Annotated in this window: 13 protein-coding genes; 6 read left to right on the top strand and 7 right to left on the bottom strand. The window is 69.6% G+C overall.

Annotation, left to right across the window (positions count from 1 at the left end; genetic code table 11):
• Positions 1-838 (bottom strand): LysR family transcriptional regulator (locus D7Y15_RS24315; protein ID WP_233605070.1); only part of this gene is annotated, 838 nt, incomplete at its 3' end.
• A gap of 81 nt (positions 839-919) precedes the next feature.
• Here D7Y15_RS24315 and D7Y15_RS24320 point away from each other — a divergent pair.
• Both D7Y15_RS24320 and D7Y15_RS24325 read left to right on the top strand, forming a co-directional pair.
• A complete protein-coding gene (locus D7Y15_RS24320) occupies positions 920-1,813 on the top strand; it encodes an NmrA family NAD(P)-binding protein (protein ID WP_120578411.1) in 894 nt (297 codons plus the stop codon).
• A gap of 138 nt (positions 1,814-1,951) precedes the next feature.
• Positions 1,952-4,720 carry a bifunctional acetate--CoA ligase family protein/GNAT family N-acetyltransferase gene (locus D7Y15_RS24325; protein ID WP_121754091.1) on the top strand — a complete coding sequence of 923 codons (2,769 nt, stop codon included), beginning with the start codon at positions 1,952-1,954 and terminating at the stop codon, positions 4,718-4,720.
• A 30-nt stretch (positions 4,721-4,750) separates the two neighbouring features.
• Here D7Y15_RS24325 and D7Y15_RS24330 read toward each other — a convergent pair whose 3' ends face one another.
• The 4 genes from D7Y15_RS24330 to D7Y15_RS24345 form a co-directional block, all read right to left on the bottom strand.
• Positions 4,751-5,566: a hypothetical protein gene (locus D7Y15_RS24330; RefSeq protein WP_233605071.1), complete on the bottom strand. Its 816-nt coding sequence runs from the start codon at positions 5,564-5,566 to the stop codon at positions 4,751-4,753.
• 18 nt (positions 5,567-5,584) lie between these two features.
• Positions 5,585-6,421, bottom strand: a complete 837-nt coding sequence (locus tag D7Y15_RS24335; protein WP_148712859.1) for a hypothetical protein — start codon at positions 6,419-6,421, stop codon at positions 5,585-5,587.
• A 60-nt stretch (positions 6,422-6,481) separates the two neighbouring features.
• Positions 6,482-8,140 carry a serine/threonine-protein kinase gene (locus D7Y15_RS24340; protein WP_121754094.1) on the bottom strand — a complete coding sequence of 553 codons (1,659 nt, stop codon included), beginning with the start codon at positions 8,138-8,140 and terminating at the stop codon, positions 6,482-6,484.
• Between the two features lie 148 nt (positions 8,141-8,288).
• The gene (locus tag D7Y15_RS24345; protein WP_120578406.1) at positions 8,289-8,921 is read right to left on the bottom strand and encodes a DUF4142 domain-containing protein; all 633 of its coding nucleotides are present in this window, start codon (positions 8,919-8,921) and stop codon (positions 8,289-8,291) included.
• Between the two features lie 194 nt (positions 8,922-9,115).
• Here D7Y15_RS24345 and D7Y15_RS24350 point away from each other — a divergent pair, with 194 nt between their 5' ends.
• Positions 9,116-11,677 (top strand): RNA helicase, encoded by a 2,562-nt coding sequence (locus D7Y15_RS24350; protein WP_121754095.1) that lies wholly within the window; start codon positions 9,116-9,118, stop codon positions 11,675-11,677.
• Positions 11,678-11,680: 3 nt separating this feature from the next.
• On the opposite strand, the gene D7Y15_RS24355 is transcribed toward D7Y15_RS24350, so the two are convergent.
• A complete protein-coding gene (locus D7Y15_RS24355) occupies positions 11,681-11,965 on the bottom strand; it encodes a LysR family transcriptional regulator (protein WP_121754096.1) in 285 nt (94 codons plus the stop codon).
• 101 nt (positions 11,966-12,066) lie between these two features.
• On the opposite strand from D7Y15_RS24355, the gene map reads away from it, so the two are divergent.
• On the top strand, positions 12,067-12,858 hold the full coding sequence (gene map / locus D7Y15_RS24360; protein WP_121754097.1) for a type I methionyl aminopeptidase: 792 nt from the start codon (positions 12,067-12,069) through the stop codon (positions 12,856-12,858).
• 45 nt (positions 12,859-12,903) lie between these two features.
• Positions 12,904-13,896 carry a YeiH family protein gene (locus tag D7Y15_RS24365; RefSeq protein WP_233605072.1) on the top strand — a complete coding sequence of 331 codons (993 nt, stop codon included), beginning with the start codon at positions 12,904-12,906 and terminating at the stop codon, positions 13,894-13,896.
• Positions 13,897-14,027: 131 nt separating this feature from the next.
• Here the strand turns inward: D7Y15_RS24365 and D7Y15_RS24370 are convergent, their stop codons facing one another.
• Entirely contained in the window at positions 14,028-14,942 is a 915-nt protein-coding gene (locus D7Y15_RS24370) for a LysR family transcriptional regulator (RefSeq protein WP_120578398.1), read from the bottom strand.
• Between the two features lie 133 nt (positions 14,943-15,075).
• On the opposite strand from D7Y15_RS24370, the gene mltG reads away from it, so the two are divergent.
• The gene (mltG, locus tag D7Y15_RS24375) at positions 15,076-16,092 is read left to right on the top strand and encodes an endolytic transglycosylase MltG (protein WP_121754098.1); all 1,017 of its coding nucleotides are present in this window, start codon (positions 15,076-15,078) and stop codon (positions 16,090-16,092) included.
• Positions 16,093-16,097: the final 5 nt, after the last annotated feature.

Genomic DNA, 16,097 nt, shown 5'->3' on the forward strand with positions numbered 1-16,097 from the left:
GGGGGAAGACCTGGAGTTCGTACGCGTCGCGGAACGCGGCGATGAGGCGGCGGGGCGCGGTGAGGACGTGGTCCGAGCGCGACACCGCCAGCGGCGCGATGAGGAAGTAGGGCACCCGCACGGCGATGCGGCGCGGGGGCAGGCCGCGCTGGGCCAGGGCCAGGTCCACCGCGCCCACGCCGTCGCCTTTGGGGCTGATGAGGATGTGGGACAGCTTCAGGTAGGTGTCCACGTCCAGCGTGCGGCGCACGGTGGGGTGGTCCTTGCGCACCACGCAGACGAAGTCCTCGGTGAGGAGCTTCTGCTGGCGCAGGCCCGGCCCGGACGGCACGGGCGCGACGATGATGGCCAGGTCCACCTCGCCCGTCTCCAACTGGCCGGCGAAGGTGTTGCTGTCCACGTGCAACACGGACAGGTCCACGCCGGGAGCCTCGCGGCCCAGGAGCTCCAGCGCGCCCGGCAGCAGCACCGACCCGAAGAAGTCGCGCGTGGCCACGGTGAAGCGGCGGGTCGCGGTGGCGGGATCGAACGCGGGCTCGTCGCGCAGGGCACGGCGCAGCTCCGCCAGTCCCCGTTTGAGCGGCGCGGCCAGCTGCTGCGCGCGAGGTGTCAGCACCATGCCGCCCCGGCCGCGGATGAGCAGCGCGTCGCCCAGCAACTCCCGCAGCTGCGCGAGCGCATGGCTCATCGCGGACTGGGTGAGGCCCACGCGCGCGGCGGCGCGGGTGACGTGCGCCTCCTTCAGGAGCGCGTCCAGCGTCACCATCAGGTTGAGGTTGATGCCGGAGAGGTCGACCTCCACGGGGGAGGGCGCTGGGGTTTCATGAGCGCGGCGCATGGGCGCATGCATAGCATGCAGTGGCCTCATGAATGGCGCGAGAGCACTGTTGCGCCATCTCGCTGTCGCTGGAGGCACCCCATGTCCATCGTCATCAACACCCCGAATGGCAACATCGGCCGTCCCCTCGTGGAGAAGCTGCTGAAGGCGGGCCGGAAGGTCACGATCATCTCCCGCACGCCGGAGAAGGTGGCGGACCTGGTGAAGCAGGGCGCGAAGGTGGTGCAGGGCTCCATCGAGGAGCAGGCCACGCTGGACGCGGCGCTCGTTGGCGCGGAGGCGCTGTTCTGGTTGTCGCCGCCCGCCATCCGCCCGGACTTCCAGGACTGGGCGAAGGCCAACGGCAAGATGGCCGCGGAGCGCGTGAAGGCGCACGGCGTGAAGCGCGTGGTGATCCTCTCCAGCGTCGGCGCGCAGAGCGGTCCGGGCACGGGGCCGGTGTCCGTGCTGAAGCCCATTGAAGAGGCCTTCCAGGCGGCGGCCCCCAACGTCGTCAGCCTGCGCGCGGGTTTCTTCATGGAGAACCTGCTTCGCGACGTGCAGGGCCTGGCGAAGGCCGGCGCGCTCTTCAGCGCGAGCCCGGAGACGAAGGCCTTCCCCATGGTCGCCACCGCGGACATCGCGGCCAAGGCCGCCGAGGTGCTCCTGGACCCGTCGTGGACGGGCCACCGCTATGTGGGCGTCCACGGGCCCAAGGACCTCACCTATCCGGAGGTCGCCAGCATCCTCACCCAGGTGCTGGGCCAGCCCGTGAAGTACGTGCGGGTGGGCCTGGAGGACCTGCGCAACGGCATGACGGGCGCGGGCATGCCCGCTTTCGCGGCGGACACCTTCGTGGAGATGTACGGCGCCATCCAGGACGGACGCATGGACCCGGCCGAGCCCCGCTCGAAGGAGACCACCACGCCCACCACGCTGGCGGAGTTCGCCAGCACCGTGCTCAAGCCGGTGGTGGAGCAGGCTCGCGCGTCGTGACGGCGTCCGCCCGTTCGCTCGCATAAGGAACAGGATGGGGAAACGACCGCTGCCCCGTTCCCTTCCTCACAACTGGTGCACGATGGGGGCCTGCCGGAGATTGCTCCGGTACGGCCACCCACCGAATACGAGCGCACCATGGACGAGCAACGCCCCGCCACGCCCCCGGCCCGGACGGACCCTTCCATCGACCTGCTCCACCAGCGGACCCGTCAGCCGCTGGAGGTCATCTTCTCCCCCCGCAGCGTCGCGGTGGTGGGGGCGAGCGAGCGCCCCGGCAGCGTGGGCCGCACCGTCCTCTGGAACCTCATCAGCAGCCCGTTCGGCGGCACCGTCTACCCGGTGAACCCGCAGCGCCCCAACGTGCTCGGAATCAAGGCGTGGCCTTCGTTGCGCGCCCTGCCGGAGCCCGTGGACCTGGCCGTCATCGTCACCCCCGCGAAGTCCGTGCCGGCCATCATCCGCGAGTGCGCGGAGGTCGGCGTCAAGGGCGCCATCATCATCTCCGCGGGCTTCAAGGAGACGGGCCCGGAGGGCGCGAAGCTGGAGCAGGAGGTGCTTCAAATCGCGCAGGCCGCGAACCTGCGCATCATCGGCCCCAACTGCCTGGGCGTGATGCGCCCCACGAGCGGCTTCAACGCCACCTTCGCCAAGGGCATGGCCCGCCCCGGCAACGTGGCCTTCATCAGCCAGTCCGGCGCGCTGCTCACCTCCATCCTCGACTGGAGCCTGCGCGAGGCCGTGGGCTTCAGCGCCTTCGTCTCCGTGGGCTCCATGCTGGACGTGGGCTGGGGAGACCTCATCGACTTCCTCGCGGATGATCCGATGACGCGCTCCATCCTGCTGTACATGGAGTCCATCGGCGACGCGCGCGCCTTCCTGTCCGCCGCGCGCGAGGTGGCCCTCACCAAGCCCATCATCGTCATCAAGGCCGGCCGCACCGCGCAGGCCGCGCAGGCCGCCGCGTCCCACACCGGCACGCTCGCCGGCAGCGACGAGGTGCTCTCCGCTGCCTTCCGCCGCGCGGGCGTGCTGCGCGTGGACTCCATCGAGGACCTGTTCCACATGGCGGAGGTGCTGGCCCGCCAGCCCCGGCCCTCCGGCCGCAGGCTCACGCTGCTCACCAACGCGGGCGGCCCCGCGGTGCTCGCCACGGACGCGCTCGTGTCCGGCGGCGGCGAGCTGGCCGTGCTGTCCGACGACACCAAGAAGCAGCTGGACGGCTTCCTGCCGCCGCCTTGGAGCCACGCCAACCCGGTGGACATCCTGGGAGACGCGGACGCGGAGCGCTACGCGAAGGCGCTGGAGACCACCGGCGCGGACCCCAACAGCGACGGCCTGCTCGTCATCCTCACGCCGCAGGACATGACGGAGCCCACCAAGACGGCGGACCGTCTCAAGGGCTACGCGAAGCTGCCCGGCAAGCCCGTGCTCGCCAGCTGGATGGGCGGTTCGGAAGTCGCCGCCGGCGAGCGCATCCTCAACGACGCGGGCATCCCGACCTTCGGTTACCCGGACACCGCGGCCCGCGTCTTCAACTACATGTGGCGCTACTCGGACAACATCGCCGGGCTCTATGAGACGCCCACGCTGGCGGAGGAGCCCACCGGTGGAGCCCGCGACGTGGCGCGCGCCCTGGTGGACGAAGCCCGCGCCTCCGGCCGCACCCTCCTGTCCGAATACGAATCCAAGCGCCTGCTGGCCGCCTACGGCATCCCCACCGTGGAGACGTGGCTCGCCACGTCCGAGGACGAGGCGGTGGAGAAGGCCCGCGCGCTGGGCTTCCCCGTGGTGCTCAAGCTGAACTCGCTCACGGTGACGCACAAGACGGACGTGGGCGGCGTGCGGTTGGACCTGCGCGACGAGGCGCAGGTGCGGGATGCCTGGCGCGCCATCCGCGACGCGCTCGTGGAGCGGGGCCTCCAGGACGCGTTCCAGGGCGTCACCGTGCAGCCCATGGCGAAGCTGGACGGCTACGAGCTGATTCTGGGCAGCAGCCTGGACGCGCAGTTCGGGCCGGTGCTGCTCTTCGGCGCGGGCGGCACGCTGGTGGAGGTGATGCAGGACCGCGCCCTGGGCCTGCCGCCCCTCACCACCACGCTTGCGCGACGGATGATGGAGCGCACGCGCATCCACCACGCGCTCAAGGGCGTGCGCGGCCGGGCCCCCGTGGACATGGGCGCGCTGGAGCGGCTGATGGTGCGCTTCAGCCAGCTGGTGGTGGAGCAGCCGCTCATCCGCGAGCTGGACATCAACCCGCTGCTCGTCTCCGGCGAGCGCATCATCGCGCTGGACGCGCGCGTGGTGCTGCACCCGCCAGAGGTCCCGGCCGCGGCGCTGCCGAAGCTCGCCATCGAACCGTACCCGCACCAGTACGCGAAGCTGCTCACGCTGAAGAACGGCGAGCAGCTCCTGGTGCGCCCCATCCGCCCGGAGGACGAGCCCGCCATGGGCCGCTTCCACCAGGCGCTCTCCGAGCAGACCGTGTTCATGCGCTACGCGGGCCTGATGAAGCTCAGCCAGCGCGTGGCCCATGAGCGCCTGGCGCGCATCTGCTTCAACGACTACGCGCGCGAAATGGCGCTCGTCGCCGAGCGGCCGTCGCCAGACGGGAAGGGCGGAGGAGAGATTCTGGCGGTGGGCCGGCTCACGCGCCTGCGCGGCACGAAGGACGCGGAGTTCGCCATCACCGTCAGCGACCCCGCCCAGCGCCTGGGCCTGGGCACGGAGCTGTTGCGGCGGCTGGTGGACATTGGAAGGGACTGGGGCCTGCGCCGCATCGTCGCGGACATCCTCACGCGCAACCGCGGCATGCAGGCCGTCAGCAAGAAGCTGGGGTTCACCCTCGTGGAACACGAGGAGTTGGCCCCGGACATGGTCAAAGCCGTGAAGGTGCTCAACGGCTGACCGTGCCCGGGGCTCCCCGGTGCTACGGGACTACACGTCGTCGCAGGGCGTGCCCAACCGCGCGCCCGTGTAGACGCCCAGCTCGTTGTAGATGAACGGCAGGTTCTCACCCACCGGCACCGCGCGCAGCTTCTGGCGCTTGCTCTTCACCACCCAGAACGACGGCTCCTCGCGGTCCACCACGAGGCGCAGGTCGCCGCCCTGCGTGGAGAAGATTTCCCCCTGCGAGTCGGTGACGACGTTGAGCATCTTCTGCTGCTTCACCTGGCCACGCTGGCCCGTGAAGATGCGGAAGCTCTTGTTGTCCGCGCCGATGCCGCGCTCGACCAGGTAGTACACGCCCTTGTCGTCGCGCAGCAGCGCGTACGGCTGGAACTTCACCGGGCTGGGCTGGTACGCGGCCTTGCGCAAGAGCTCCTTGGCCTCTTCCGCCGGCACCGGCTGCTGCGGCAGGTTCTTCTCCCCGCAGCGCAGCGCGCACGTCTTGAAGTCCTCGCTCAGCTTCACGTCGGAGACGACGCGGTAGTCCGTGCCGCGGAAGTTGTCGTTGGCCTTGGGGTTGAAGAAGCGGGGCTCGAAGAAGGCGCCGTCCGTGGCGGAGGTGTAGCCCACGGGCACCACCTGCGTGAACGTCTTGCCGTCCCCGTAGAACAGGTCGCCCTCGTGCTCGGGCGTCTGGGGGATGAGGACCGTGTAGTGGCCCTTGCCGTCCGCGCAGACCTTCGCGGACTCCAGCACCATGCGGTCGCGCAGCTTCTGCTCCTGCTTCCAGGGCGGATCCAGCGCGAGCGCGGCTTGCGGGGCCAGGACGAGCCCCAGGGCGATGACCATGCGTCGAAGCGTCATTGTCGGTGGGCTTTCGTTCTAGAGGTTGTCGGTGAAGAAGGTGGTGGTCTCGTCCGACTGGACCGTCCGATCCGCGGTCACGGACCAGATGACCTTCTGGGCTTCCATCTTCAGCGCGGCCTTGGCGTCGTCCAAGCGGCACTCCACCGCCTGGAGCTTCTGCTGGACGGCGCGCTTGGCCTCGTCGGAGCGCTCGCACAGCTTCTGGAGCGACTCCATCGGGCCCACGCAGTAGCTGCCAAAGGACATCTTGTTGATCTGCGCGTCCGTGATGGAGTCCCAGGCCACGGTGGACGTCAGCTTGGAGCCGCACGCCTTGTTCGTCGCCGCCAGGGCCTCGGACAGCTGCGTCTCCGCCTGGTTCGTCCAGAACTTGCGGTCGAACGCGAGCAGGCCCTGGTACTTCTTGTCGCCTTCCAGGTCCTGGTAGCGCTCGAAGACCTTCTCCACCTTCAGCGCGCCCGTCTTGGCCGTGTCCGGCTTCAGGTGCGTGTAGCCCGTGTGGTTCACGCCGCTGAAGACCAGGTCCTCGTAGCCGCCCCGATCGTGCACGGTGACGAAGCGCTGCTTGTTGCCGCGCCACATCGTCCAGTACTCCACGGCGCGCCGCTGCTGCGTGTCCACCCCCGCGACCAGCACCTGTCCGTCCAGCTCGCTCTTGGTGCCTTCGAACGCGACCAGCGCCTTCTTCGCGTCACCGGGCTCCAGCGCGATGAGGGTGATCTTCTCGCCGGCCTCGTTGGAATACACCTTGCCGGTGGTGGGCTTCGTACCCGCCACCTCGCTGTCGGGCCGCACGCCCCGGGAACATCCCAGGGACAGCGCCACGACCCCCACTGCCAGTAGCACTCTCACGACGACTCCTTGGATTGCGGTCGCGCCCCCGCTCTGGAGTTTCCGCGCGCCCGGACGACCCTACAGGTCGATATCGTACTGCGAACAGTATTGTCGGACCCTTGGACGTTCCGTTGCCGGTACGCGGGTCCAATTTGCCCGCGAGTTCGCCAGGTCGTGTTGCTGGCAGTACACGCGGGTGAGCAGCGAGAACGACAGGCCGGTGATCTTCGTGCGCTGGCTGCGCCGGATGTGACGCAGCGCTTCTTCCGTGTTCGAAGCGTCCAGCGCCTTCTGCGCCGCCGCCAGGTCCTCGCGGACGCTGTCCGGCATGGACTCGGGGGCGACGCGAGTCTTCGGCTTTGTGTTCACCGTGGGCTGCGTGGAGTTCTCCGGTTCCGTCGGCTGCGTCGGCTGGGGCTCCGGATCCACGGGCTTGTTCACGTCCTCCGGCGGCGCCACGACCACGGCGGGCGGGGTGACGGGCTCCGTGGGCTGGGGCCGCGGCTGGACCGGGGGCGACGGGGGATTCACCACCCCGACGGCGGGCGCCGTCACGCCCGGGCGCTTCCAGAAGAAGGCGACGGCGAACGCGATGATGACCGCCATCCCCACGGCCACGGCCACCGGCCACTTCGGGCGGGCGGGGTCCAGCGGCTGGGCGGCCAGGGACTCCGTCTGAGGTCCCGCGGAAGGGGCAGGGGACGACGTGTCGTGGCCGGCGTGGGGGCGCATGCCCACCGTGGGGATGTGCTCCTCGCGGTCCGGCGGACGCGGCACCGACGGCGGGGCCGTGGGATTGGCGGGACGCGAGCGCTGCTCCGGCTTCACTTCCGCGAGCGTCTGGAGCGGGCTGCCCGTCAGGTCCAGGATGAACGAGCCCACGTCCGGGTAGCGGTCGTCTGGCTTCTTCGCCATCGCGCGGGAGATGGCCGTCACCACGTGCGGCGGCGTCTCGGGCGCAAGCGACAGGAGCGGCGGGGGCTCCAGGTGGACGATCTGGTAGATGAGCTCCGCGACGTTGTCGCCCGAGTAGGGCGGCCGGCCCGCGATCATCTCGTAGACGATGCAGCCGAACGCGAAGAGGTCCGTGCGCGCGTCCACGTTGCTGTTGTGGCCCATGGCCTGCTCAGGGGCCATGTACTGCGGCGTCCCCATCAGCACGGAGTCCAGCGTCATCAGCGTGCGCGAGTCCACGAGCTTGGAGATGCCGAAGTCGAGCAGCTTCACGCGCTCGCCCACGACGCCGCCCGCTTCCGTGGGCACGAGGAACACGTTGCCCGGCTTCAGGTCGCGGTGCACCACGCCCGCGCGGTGCGCCGCCTGCAACGCCGCGCCCATCTGCCGCGTGATGGAGAAGACCTCCTCCAGCGGCAACTTCTTCTGCTTGCGCAGCCGGCGCGACAGGCCCTCACCGCGCAGGTACTCCATCACCATGAAGGGCGTGCCGTCCTCCAGGGTGTCGAAGTCCAGCACCTCCACGATGTTCGGGTGCCCCAGCCGGGAGGCGATCTCCGCCTCGCGCCGGAAGCGCAGCGCCACCTCTTCCGACACCTCCTCCGCGCCGTGCAGCACCTTGATGGCGACCTGCTTGCCCGGCAGGCGCAGGTGGCGCGCGAGGAACACCGCACCCATGCCGCCCTTGCCCAGCACGGTGCCAATCTCATACGTGGAGCGCAGGACCCGTCCTGTCGTCAACGGCTCGCTCTGCGCGGAGGTCGGTTCGGTTGGCTTTTGCATCGGCGGTCCAAATTCCTACTAAACCGGTCCGACACGATTGGAAAGCACCTGGGTCGAATCCTCCCCCATGGGTCGTGTGAGCAGGCTCGGGCTCTCAGGTTCTGAGAGCCCGAGCTGTATTTTTATCCAGCGACGGAAAGCGCTCCTACTAAGGCGTGACGGGTGGGAGCACCAGGTTCGACTGGATGTCCGCGGCGGTGTTGATGTGCTGCTGCACGCCCTGCCGCTCGGTGAGCGCCTCCTGCGCCAGGGCCGGGTTGGTGATCTGGGTCGACAGCAGGCTGTCGGAGAGGAAGCCGACTTGCGTGTGCACGCCGAGCTGCGCGCTGATCAGCGCCTGGTCGAGCGCGGCGCCCGCGGCCGGTGCGTTCGGACCGGCGAGGATCTGCATGATCTGCTGGACCTGTGTCTGCAATTGGAGGCTCAGCGCGGAGTCCTCGGGCGTGATGCCTTCGGCCGCGAGCACCGCGTCCAGCCGTTGTTTCACGGCGGTGTGCTCCGTCACCATCTGGTTGTTGAAGTCGATCACGGCCTGCTCGGTGGCGAGCGGCGCGGCGTACTGGCCCAGCATCACCTCGCCCTCGTTGGCCACCTGCAGGACGCGGGCGATCTGCGCGTCGGTGAGCGTCAGCAACACGCCCGCGTCGGTGCCCGCGTCCGGGTACTGCTGCTGCGGTGCGTCCTGCGGTGTCGGATCCTTGTTCGCCTCGCTCCCGCACCCGTAGCCCAGCGCCAGCGCGCCCGCCAGCAGTGTCCCCATCCAGAATTTCGCTGTCCGCATGTCCAACCCCCTCATGAATGTCGCGGGGGCAGGATGGGGAGGCCCACCGCCCATGGCCATCCGCGTCCCAGCCGTTGCCACTGTGCCCGGGTGCACAGGCCGGGCAGGCAGGGGACCTCTCCGGGTGCGAGTGTCGGCCCGGGGACGCGCGATTTTTCACGGGGATGGGGCGGCACCTCCTAGAGTCGGGCCCGATGAGTGCCTCCGCCGACACCCGCGCCCCGCTCGCCGCCTTGCTGCCGAAGCCTGGCGAGCCCCCTCTCGATGCCGACGAGATCCTCAACCGCTTCGTGGGCTACGTGGCCACGAACGGCCTGAGCCTGTACTCCGCCCAGGAGGAGGCCATCCTGGAGCTCTTGAGCGACAAGCACCTGTTCCTCAAGACACCCACGGGCTCCGGCAAGTCGCTGGTGGCCATGGCGCTCCACTTCAAGGCCATGGCCGAGGGCAAGGTGTCGTTCTACACGTGCCCCATCAAGGCGCTGGTGAACGAGAAGTTCTTCGCGCTCTCCAAGGCCTTCGGCCCGGAGAACGTGGGCATGCTGACGGGCGACGCGTCCATCAACCGCGAGGCGCCCATCCTCTGCTGCACGGCGGAGATTCTTTCGAACCTCGCGCTGCGTGACGCCTCCGCGCGCGTGGACGCGGTGGTGATGGACGAGTTCCACTACTACTCCGACAAGGAGCGCGGGGTGGCCTGGCAGATCCCGCTGCTGGCGCTGCCCAAGACGCAGTTCCTGCTGATGTCCGCCACGCTGGGCGACACGCACGTCATCGAGCAGAGCCTGGAGAAGCTCACCGGCCGCGAGGTGGCCACGGTGCGCAGCTCCGAGCGCCCCGTGCCGCTGGACTTCGACTACCGCGAGGTGCCGCTGCACGAGACCATCCAGGACCTCATCGCGCGCGGGAAGTACCCCGTGTACCTGGTGAACTTCACGCAGCGGGCCGCGGCCGAGCAGGCGCAGAATTTGATGTCCGTGGACTTCAACACCAAGGAAGAGAAGGAGGAGATCCGCCAGGCGCTGCTGGACGCCCCCTTCGACACGCCCTACGGCAAGGACTTCCAGCGCTTCCTGCGCCACGGCATCGGCATGCACCACGCGGGCCTGCTGCCCAAGTACCGCCTGCTGGTGGAGAAGCTGGCGCAGCAGGGTCTGCTCAAGGTCATCAGCGGCACGGACACCCTGGGCGTGGGCGTGAACATCCCCATCCGCACGGTGCTCTTCACGCAGCTGTTCAAGTTCAACGGCGAGAAGCTGACGACGCTGAGCGTGCGCGACTTCAAGCAGATCTCCGGCCGCGCGGGCCGCAAGGGCTTCGACACCGAGGGCAGCGTGGTGGCGCAGGCCCCGGAGTACATGATTGAAAACATCCGCCAGGCGGCGAAGGAGGCCGCGGGCAAGAAGAAGACGCCCAAGGCGAAGCCGCCGCAGAAGGGGTTCGTGCAGTTCGACAAGAGCACCTTCGAGCGGCTCCAGAACGGGATGCCGGAGCCGCTGGAGTCGCGCTTCGACGTGAGCCACGGCCTGCTGCTCAACCTGCTCCAGAGCGACAAGACGGAGGGCAGCGGCGGCTACAAGCGGCTGGTGCAGCTGGTGATGCGCTCGCACAGCTCCGACTACACGAAGAAGAAGCTCCTGAAGGACGCGGCGATGTACTTCCGCACGCTGCGCGACGCGGGCATCGTGAAGGTGGTGCAGTGGGAGAAGCACTCGGCGACGGTGGAGGTGTCGGAGGACCTGCAGCGCGACTTCAGCCTCAACCACACGCTGTCGCTGTACCTGCATGAGACGCTGGAGCTGTTGGACCCCACGCTGGACACGTACGCGCTGGACGTCGTCACGCTGGTGGAGTCCATCCTGGAGAACCCGGACGTGGTGCTGTACGCGCAGCTGCACCAGCTGAAGGGCGAGAAGATCCAGGAGATGAAGGCGCGGGGCGTGGAGTACGACGACCGCATGGAGGAGCTGGAGAAGCTGGAGTGGCCCAAGCCGAACCGCGAGTTCGTCTACGGCACCTTCAACGCCTTCGCGAAGAAGCACCCGTGGGTGGGCGAGGAGAACATCCGGCCCAAGTCCATTGTCCGGGACATGTTCGAGCGCTTCATGTCCTTCCACGACTACGTGCGTGAGTACGGCCTGCAGCGCAGCGAGGGCGTGCTGCTGCGCTACGTGGGTGACGTCTACAAGTCGCTGGTGCAGACGGTGCCGGAGAAGTTCCGCAACGAGGACCTGGACGACATCCTCGACCACCTCCGCGCGACGCTGCGTCAGGTGGACTCCAGCCTCCTGGACGAGTGGGAGCGGATGCGCAACCCGGAGGCCCCCGTCGAAGTGAAGCCGGTGGTGGACCTCAAGCCCAAGGAGCTCACGGAGGACCCCAAGGCCTTCGCCGCGCGCGTGCGCGAAGAGCTGCACCGTTTGCTGCGCGCGCTGGGCCAGCGCCGCTACCTGGACGCGCTGGGCATGCTGGACAACGCGCTGGGCGAGTGGACCGCGCCGAAGCTGGAGCTGGCCATGGCGCCGTACTTCGAGGAGCACAAGCTGGTGGTGCTCACGCCCCAGGCGCGCAAGCCGGCGAACACGCAGCTCAAGGAGGCGGGCACGCGCCAGTGGGAGGCCCAGCAGCGCATCATGGACCCGGAGGGCCATGGGGACTGGGTCATCGACTGTGAGATTGACCTGCGCGGCCGCCGCATGGACGACGGCCCCATCCTGATGCTGCGCCGGATTGGCGGCATGGCCGCCTGGTCGTAGGCGTCAGGCGGGGGGCGGCTTGGAGGCTCCGGCCGCCTCTCGCACGGTGAGGGTGGCGACCTCCACCTCCGCGAGGATGCGGCGCGCGTGGTGGAGCAGGGCCTCTCCGGTGGGCAACAGGCGCATGCCTTTGGGGACGCGCTCGAAGAGGGGCGTGCCCAGCTCATCCTCCAGGGCGAGGATGTGACGGCTGAGCGGCGGCTGGGTGATGTGCAGCCGGAGCGCGGCCCGGCCCACGTGGCCCTCTTCGGCCACCGCGACGAAGGACTGGAGGTGCGTGATGCTCACGCGCGGAAGGTTAGCGCGAGTCGTGCGCGCCGTGCACCCAGGCCGCGTCATGCCAGAACAGCATTGGACGCTCCGGACGGGCGGGTGCCACCTTGCCCGGCATGGGAATTCCTCTCTTCAAGGGCAGTGAAGTGGAGCGGTTGCGGCTCGCGGGCCGCGCGGCGGCGGGCACGTTGGCGCACGTGGCGTCCCGGCTCCAGCCGGGCGTGACGACGGCGGACATCGACGCGTGGGTTCGCGAGGACACGGCGCGGCGGGGTGGGACGCCCAGTCAGCTGGGCTACAAGGGCTTCCCGGCCACGGTGTGCACCAGCCGCAACCACGTGGTGTGCCATGGCATCCCGCGCACGGATGAAGTGCTGAAGCCCGGCGACATCGTCAACGTGGACGTGACGACGCACCTGGACGGCTTCCACGGCGACACGTCCGCCACGTTCATGATTGGCGAGGTCTCCGCGGACGCGAAGCACGTCGTGGACGTGGCTCGGCGCTGCCGGGACGCGGGCGTGTCGGTGGTGCGGCACGGCGCGCGGTTGGGGGACATTGGCGCGGCGGTGATGGCGCTGGCGAATGCGGAGGGGTGCAGCATCGTGGAGGAGTTCGGGGGCCACGGCATCGGCAGGCAGATGCATGGGGAGCCGCACGTGCCGCACGTGGGCAAGGCGGGCACGGGCATCACGCTGCGCTCGGGGATGGTCATCACCATCGAGCCCATGGTGAACCTGGGGCGGCCGGACATCCGGATGATGCCGGACGGGTGGACCGTCGTGACCGCGGACGGCAGCCTGTCCGCCCAGTTCGAGCACACCGTGCTCGTCACCCGCGACGGCTGCGAAATCCTCACGCCCAACGAGCTGTCCCTGCTCATCTCCGCGAGCCATCCAGAAAACTGATGCCTTATCGCTTCTGACATCTGGTGTCCGGAGGCCGCCCGGCGCATGTCCTGGCGCATGGAAACGCCTCCACCGCTTCCCGTTGTCCATCCCCGGACCTGGACGGCCGGACATGTCCTGGTGCCGCTGTGCGCGGCGCTCTGCCTGCTGCCTTCCGTCTCCACCGGCGTGGCCCTGCTCGCGGGGCTGTGCGTGGCGCTGACCGTGGGCAATCCGTTCGCCACGACGACGCGGGCGCTGACGCCCCGGCTGTTGTCCCTGGCGGTGGTGGGGCTGGGCGCGGGCATGGACCTGCGCACGGTGCTCGCGGCGGGGCGTGAGGGGCTGGGCTACACGGTGGTGGGCATCGCGGTGTGCCTGACGCTGGGGGTGGGGCTCGCCCGGCTGCTCGGTGTTCCTCGCGTGACGGGGCTGCTCATCAGCGTGGGTACCGCCATCTGCGGCGGGAGCGCCATCGCGGCGGTGGTGCCGGTGCTGCGGCCCCAGGAGCATGAGACGTCCGTGGCCCTGGGCACGGTGTTCCTGCTCAACGCCGTGGCGCTGTTCGTCTTCCCCGTCGTGGGCCATGCGGTGGGGCTGACGCCGCACCAGTTCGGCTTGTGGTGCGCGATGGCCATTCACGACACCAGCTCCGTGGTGGGCGCGGCGCTGCGCTACGGACCCGAGGCACTGGCGGTGGCCACGCCCGTGAAGCTGGCGCGCGCCCTGTGGATCCTCCCGCTGACGGTGGGCCTGGCCGCGTGGCGCCGGCGCGAGGGCCACGAGGTGAAGGGCCGGGTGCGCCGGCCGTGGTTCATCGCCGGATTCCTCGGAGCGGCGGCGGTCGTGACGGTGTTCCCGGGGCTCGCGCCGGTGGGGCAGGGTGTGGCGGCCGTCGCCCGGCAGCTGCTCGTCGTGACGCTGTTCCTGTTGGGGGCGGGGCTGACGCGCGAGACGCTGCGGGCCGTGGGCCTTCGTCCGCTCGCTCAGGCGGTGGCGCTGTGGCTGATCATGGCGGGCCTGTGCCTGGGCGCGCTGCGGCTGGGCTGGGCGGCGTGAGCCTCGGGCTCAGGGCAGCAGCACCGATGGCGTTGCGGGCAGGGGGCGGCGGCCAGGCGGCGTGAGCCTCGGGCTCAGGGCAACAGCACCGGGGGCGTGGCGGGCATGGCGCGGCTGCGTGAGCCTCGGGCTCAGGGCAGCAGCACCGGGGGCGTGGCGCGGGCATGGCGCAGAAAGCGGCCCGCGGCTCCGGACGGATCATCCACGGGCAGGGCCCAGGAGAACGCTCGCGGGATGCGCAACCCTGGCACGGGTAACACCTGGAAGCGGCCCAGGGACAGCTCGCCGTCGATGCTCCAGCGGGACAACAGCGCCACGCCCAGGCCCAGGGACACCGCACGTTTGATGGCCTCGGTGCTGCCCAGTTGGAGGTCTCCGCGTCGAGGCCCCTTGCGCACGCCTGCCTTGCGCAGGGCCCGGTCCAGCACGGCGCGTGTGCCGGAGCCCTGCTCGCGCCACAGCAGCGGTACCTCCCGCAGTGCTTCCATGGTGCGGATCCGCGACCACTCCGCCGGCCCCTGTGACGAGACCACCGGCACCAGCTCGTCATCCAGGTAGCGCTCCAGCCGGATGCCGGGCGCCCGCGCGTGGCCCTCCACCAGCCCGAGCGGCACCCGGCCCTCCGACAACCACGTCAGCACCTCGCGCGTATTGCCCACTTCCAGACGAACCTGGAGCTCACGGTGCGTGCGCAGGAACGACGCAAGCAGACCGGGCACGATGGCATTGGCCACGGTGGTGCTCGCCGCCAGCGCCAGCTCTCCGGTGAGGGTCTCCTCGGCCGCGATGGCGAGCGCCGCCTCGTCCAGCAGGCCATGGATGCGCTGGGCGTAGTCGAAGAGCACACGCCCCGCCGCGTTCAGCCGCACCCCGCGTGCCGTGCGTACGAGGAGCGGTTGGCCGCAGTCCGCCTCCAGTTGCCGGACCTGCGCGGTGACGGCGGGCTGTGACAGGTGGAGCAGGCGGGAGGCGGCGGAGATCTGCCCCGTCGAGGCGACGACGCGGAAGGTTTCGAGCCGGCGGGGGTCGACGAACAAGGGCGTCATCCTAGACGAGGCGCGAGGGGAGGGGCGCCTTCATCGCTGGGTGTTGAGAAGGGGGCGCTTGCGTCCGCCTGCCCGGCAGGGCGCACGGTGGTTCTCGTTGGAAGCGTCAGGGCCTTTGATAGGTTGCCGCCCCATGAAGAAGATCCTGGTCGCGCTCCTCGTGCTCATCGTCCTGGCGGTCGCGGGTGCAGGCGGCGTGTTCATGCACTTCCAGAACGCCACCACCGCGCCGCACGCAGCAGCGGATCCGGCTCCCAAGGAGTTCGTGGTGAAGAAGGGCGCGTCCGCGCGCTCTCTGGGCCAGCAGCTCCAGGCCCAGGGCTTCCTGGAGAATCCCGCCGTGTGGCGCTTCCACCTGTGGCGCCGGGGCAGCCTCAACGTGAAGGCGGGCCGCTTCATGCTCAGCCCCACGGCGTCCGTGGCGGAGCTGGCCAACGCCCTGGAAGGCCAGCCGCTGCCGGAGGACGTGCCCTTCGCGATGATTGAAGGCTGGCGCCTGCGCGACACCGACCAGGTGCTCGCCGCCCAGGGCCTCATCAAGCCGGGCGAGTACATCGCCGCGGCCAGCCGCACGAGCAACTTCACCGCGCCGTTCCCAATGCCTGTGCGCAGCCTGGAGGGCTACCTCTACCCGGAGACGTACGGGATCATCGCGGACAACTTCAAGGTGGACGCCTTCATCCAGCGGCAGATCGACACCTTCCGCGCCCGCTTCTACGACCAGCACAAGGATGAGATCGGCAAGAGCGGCCGGTCGCTGCACGACATCGTCGTGATGGCCTCCATGCTGGAGCGCGAGGAGCCGGTGCCCTCCCAGCGCGCGCTCGTCGCGGGCATCCTCTGGAAGCGCGTGGACAAGGGCTCCCCGCTGGGCGTGGACGCCACCAGCCGCTACGAACTGGCGGAGTGGAACGACCGCAAGGCGTTCCTCAAGCGGCTGCGGGACAGCTCGGATCCGTGGAACTCGCGCACCCGCGCGGGCCTGCCGCCGGGCCCCATTGGCGCGCCCACGGTGGACTCGCTGCTCGCTGCGCTGCGGCCGGTGAAGAGCGACTACTGGTACTACCTGCATGACGCGCAGAAGGTCCTGCACCCGTCGCGCAACGCGCAGGAGCACGAAGCGCTTCGCGCCAAGTACAACGTGTACTGAGGCGC

Source organism: Corallococcus sp. AB030 (assembly GCF_003668965.1).
Lineage (GTDB): Bacteria > Myxococcota > Myxococcia > Myxococcales > Myxococcaceae > Corallococcus > Corallococcus exiguus.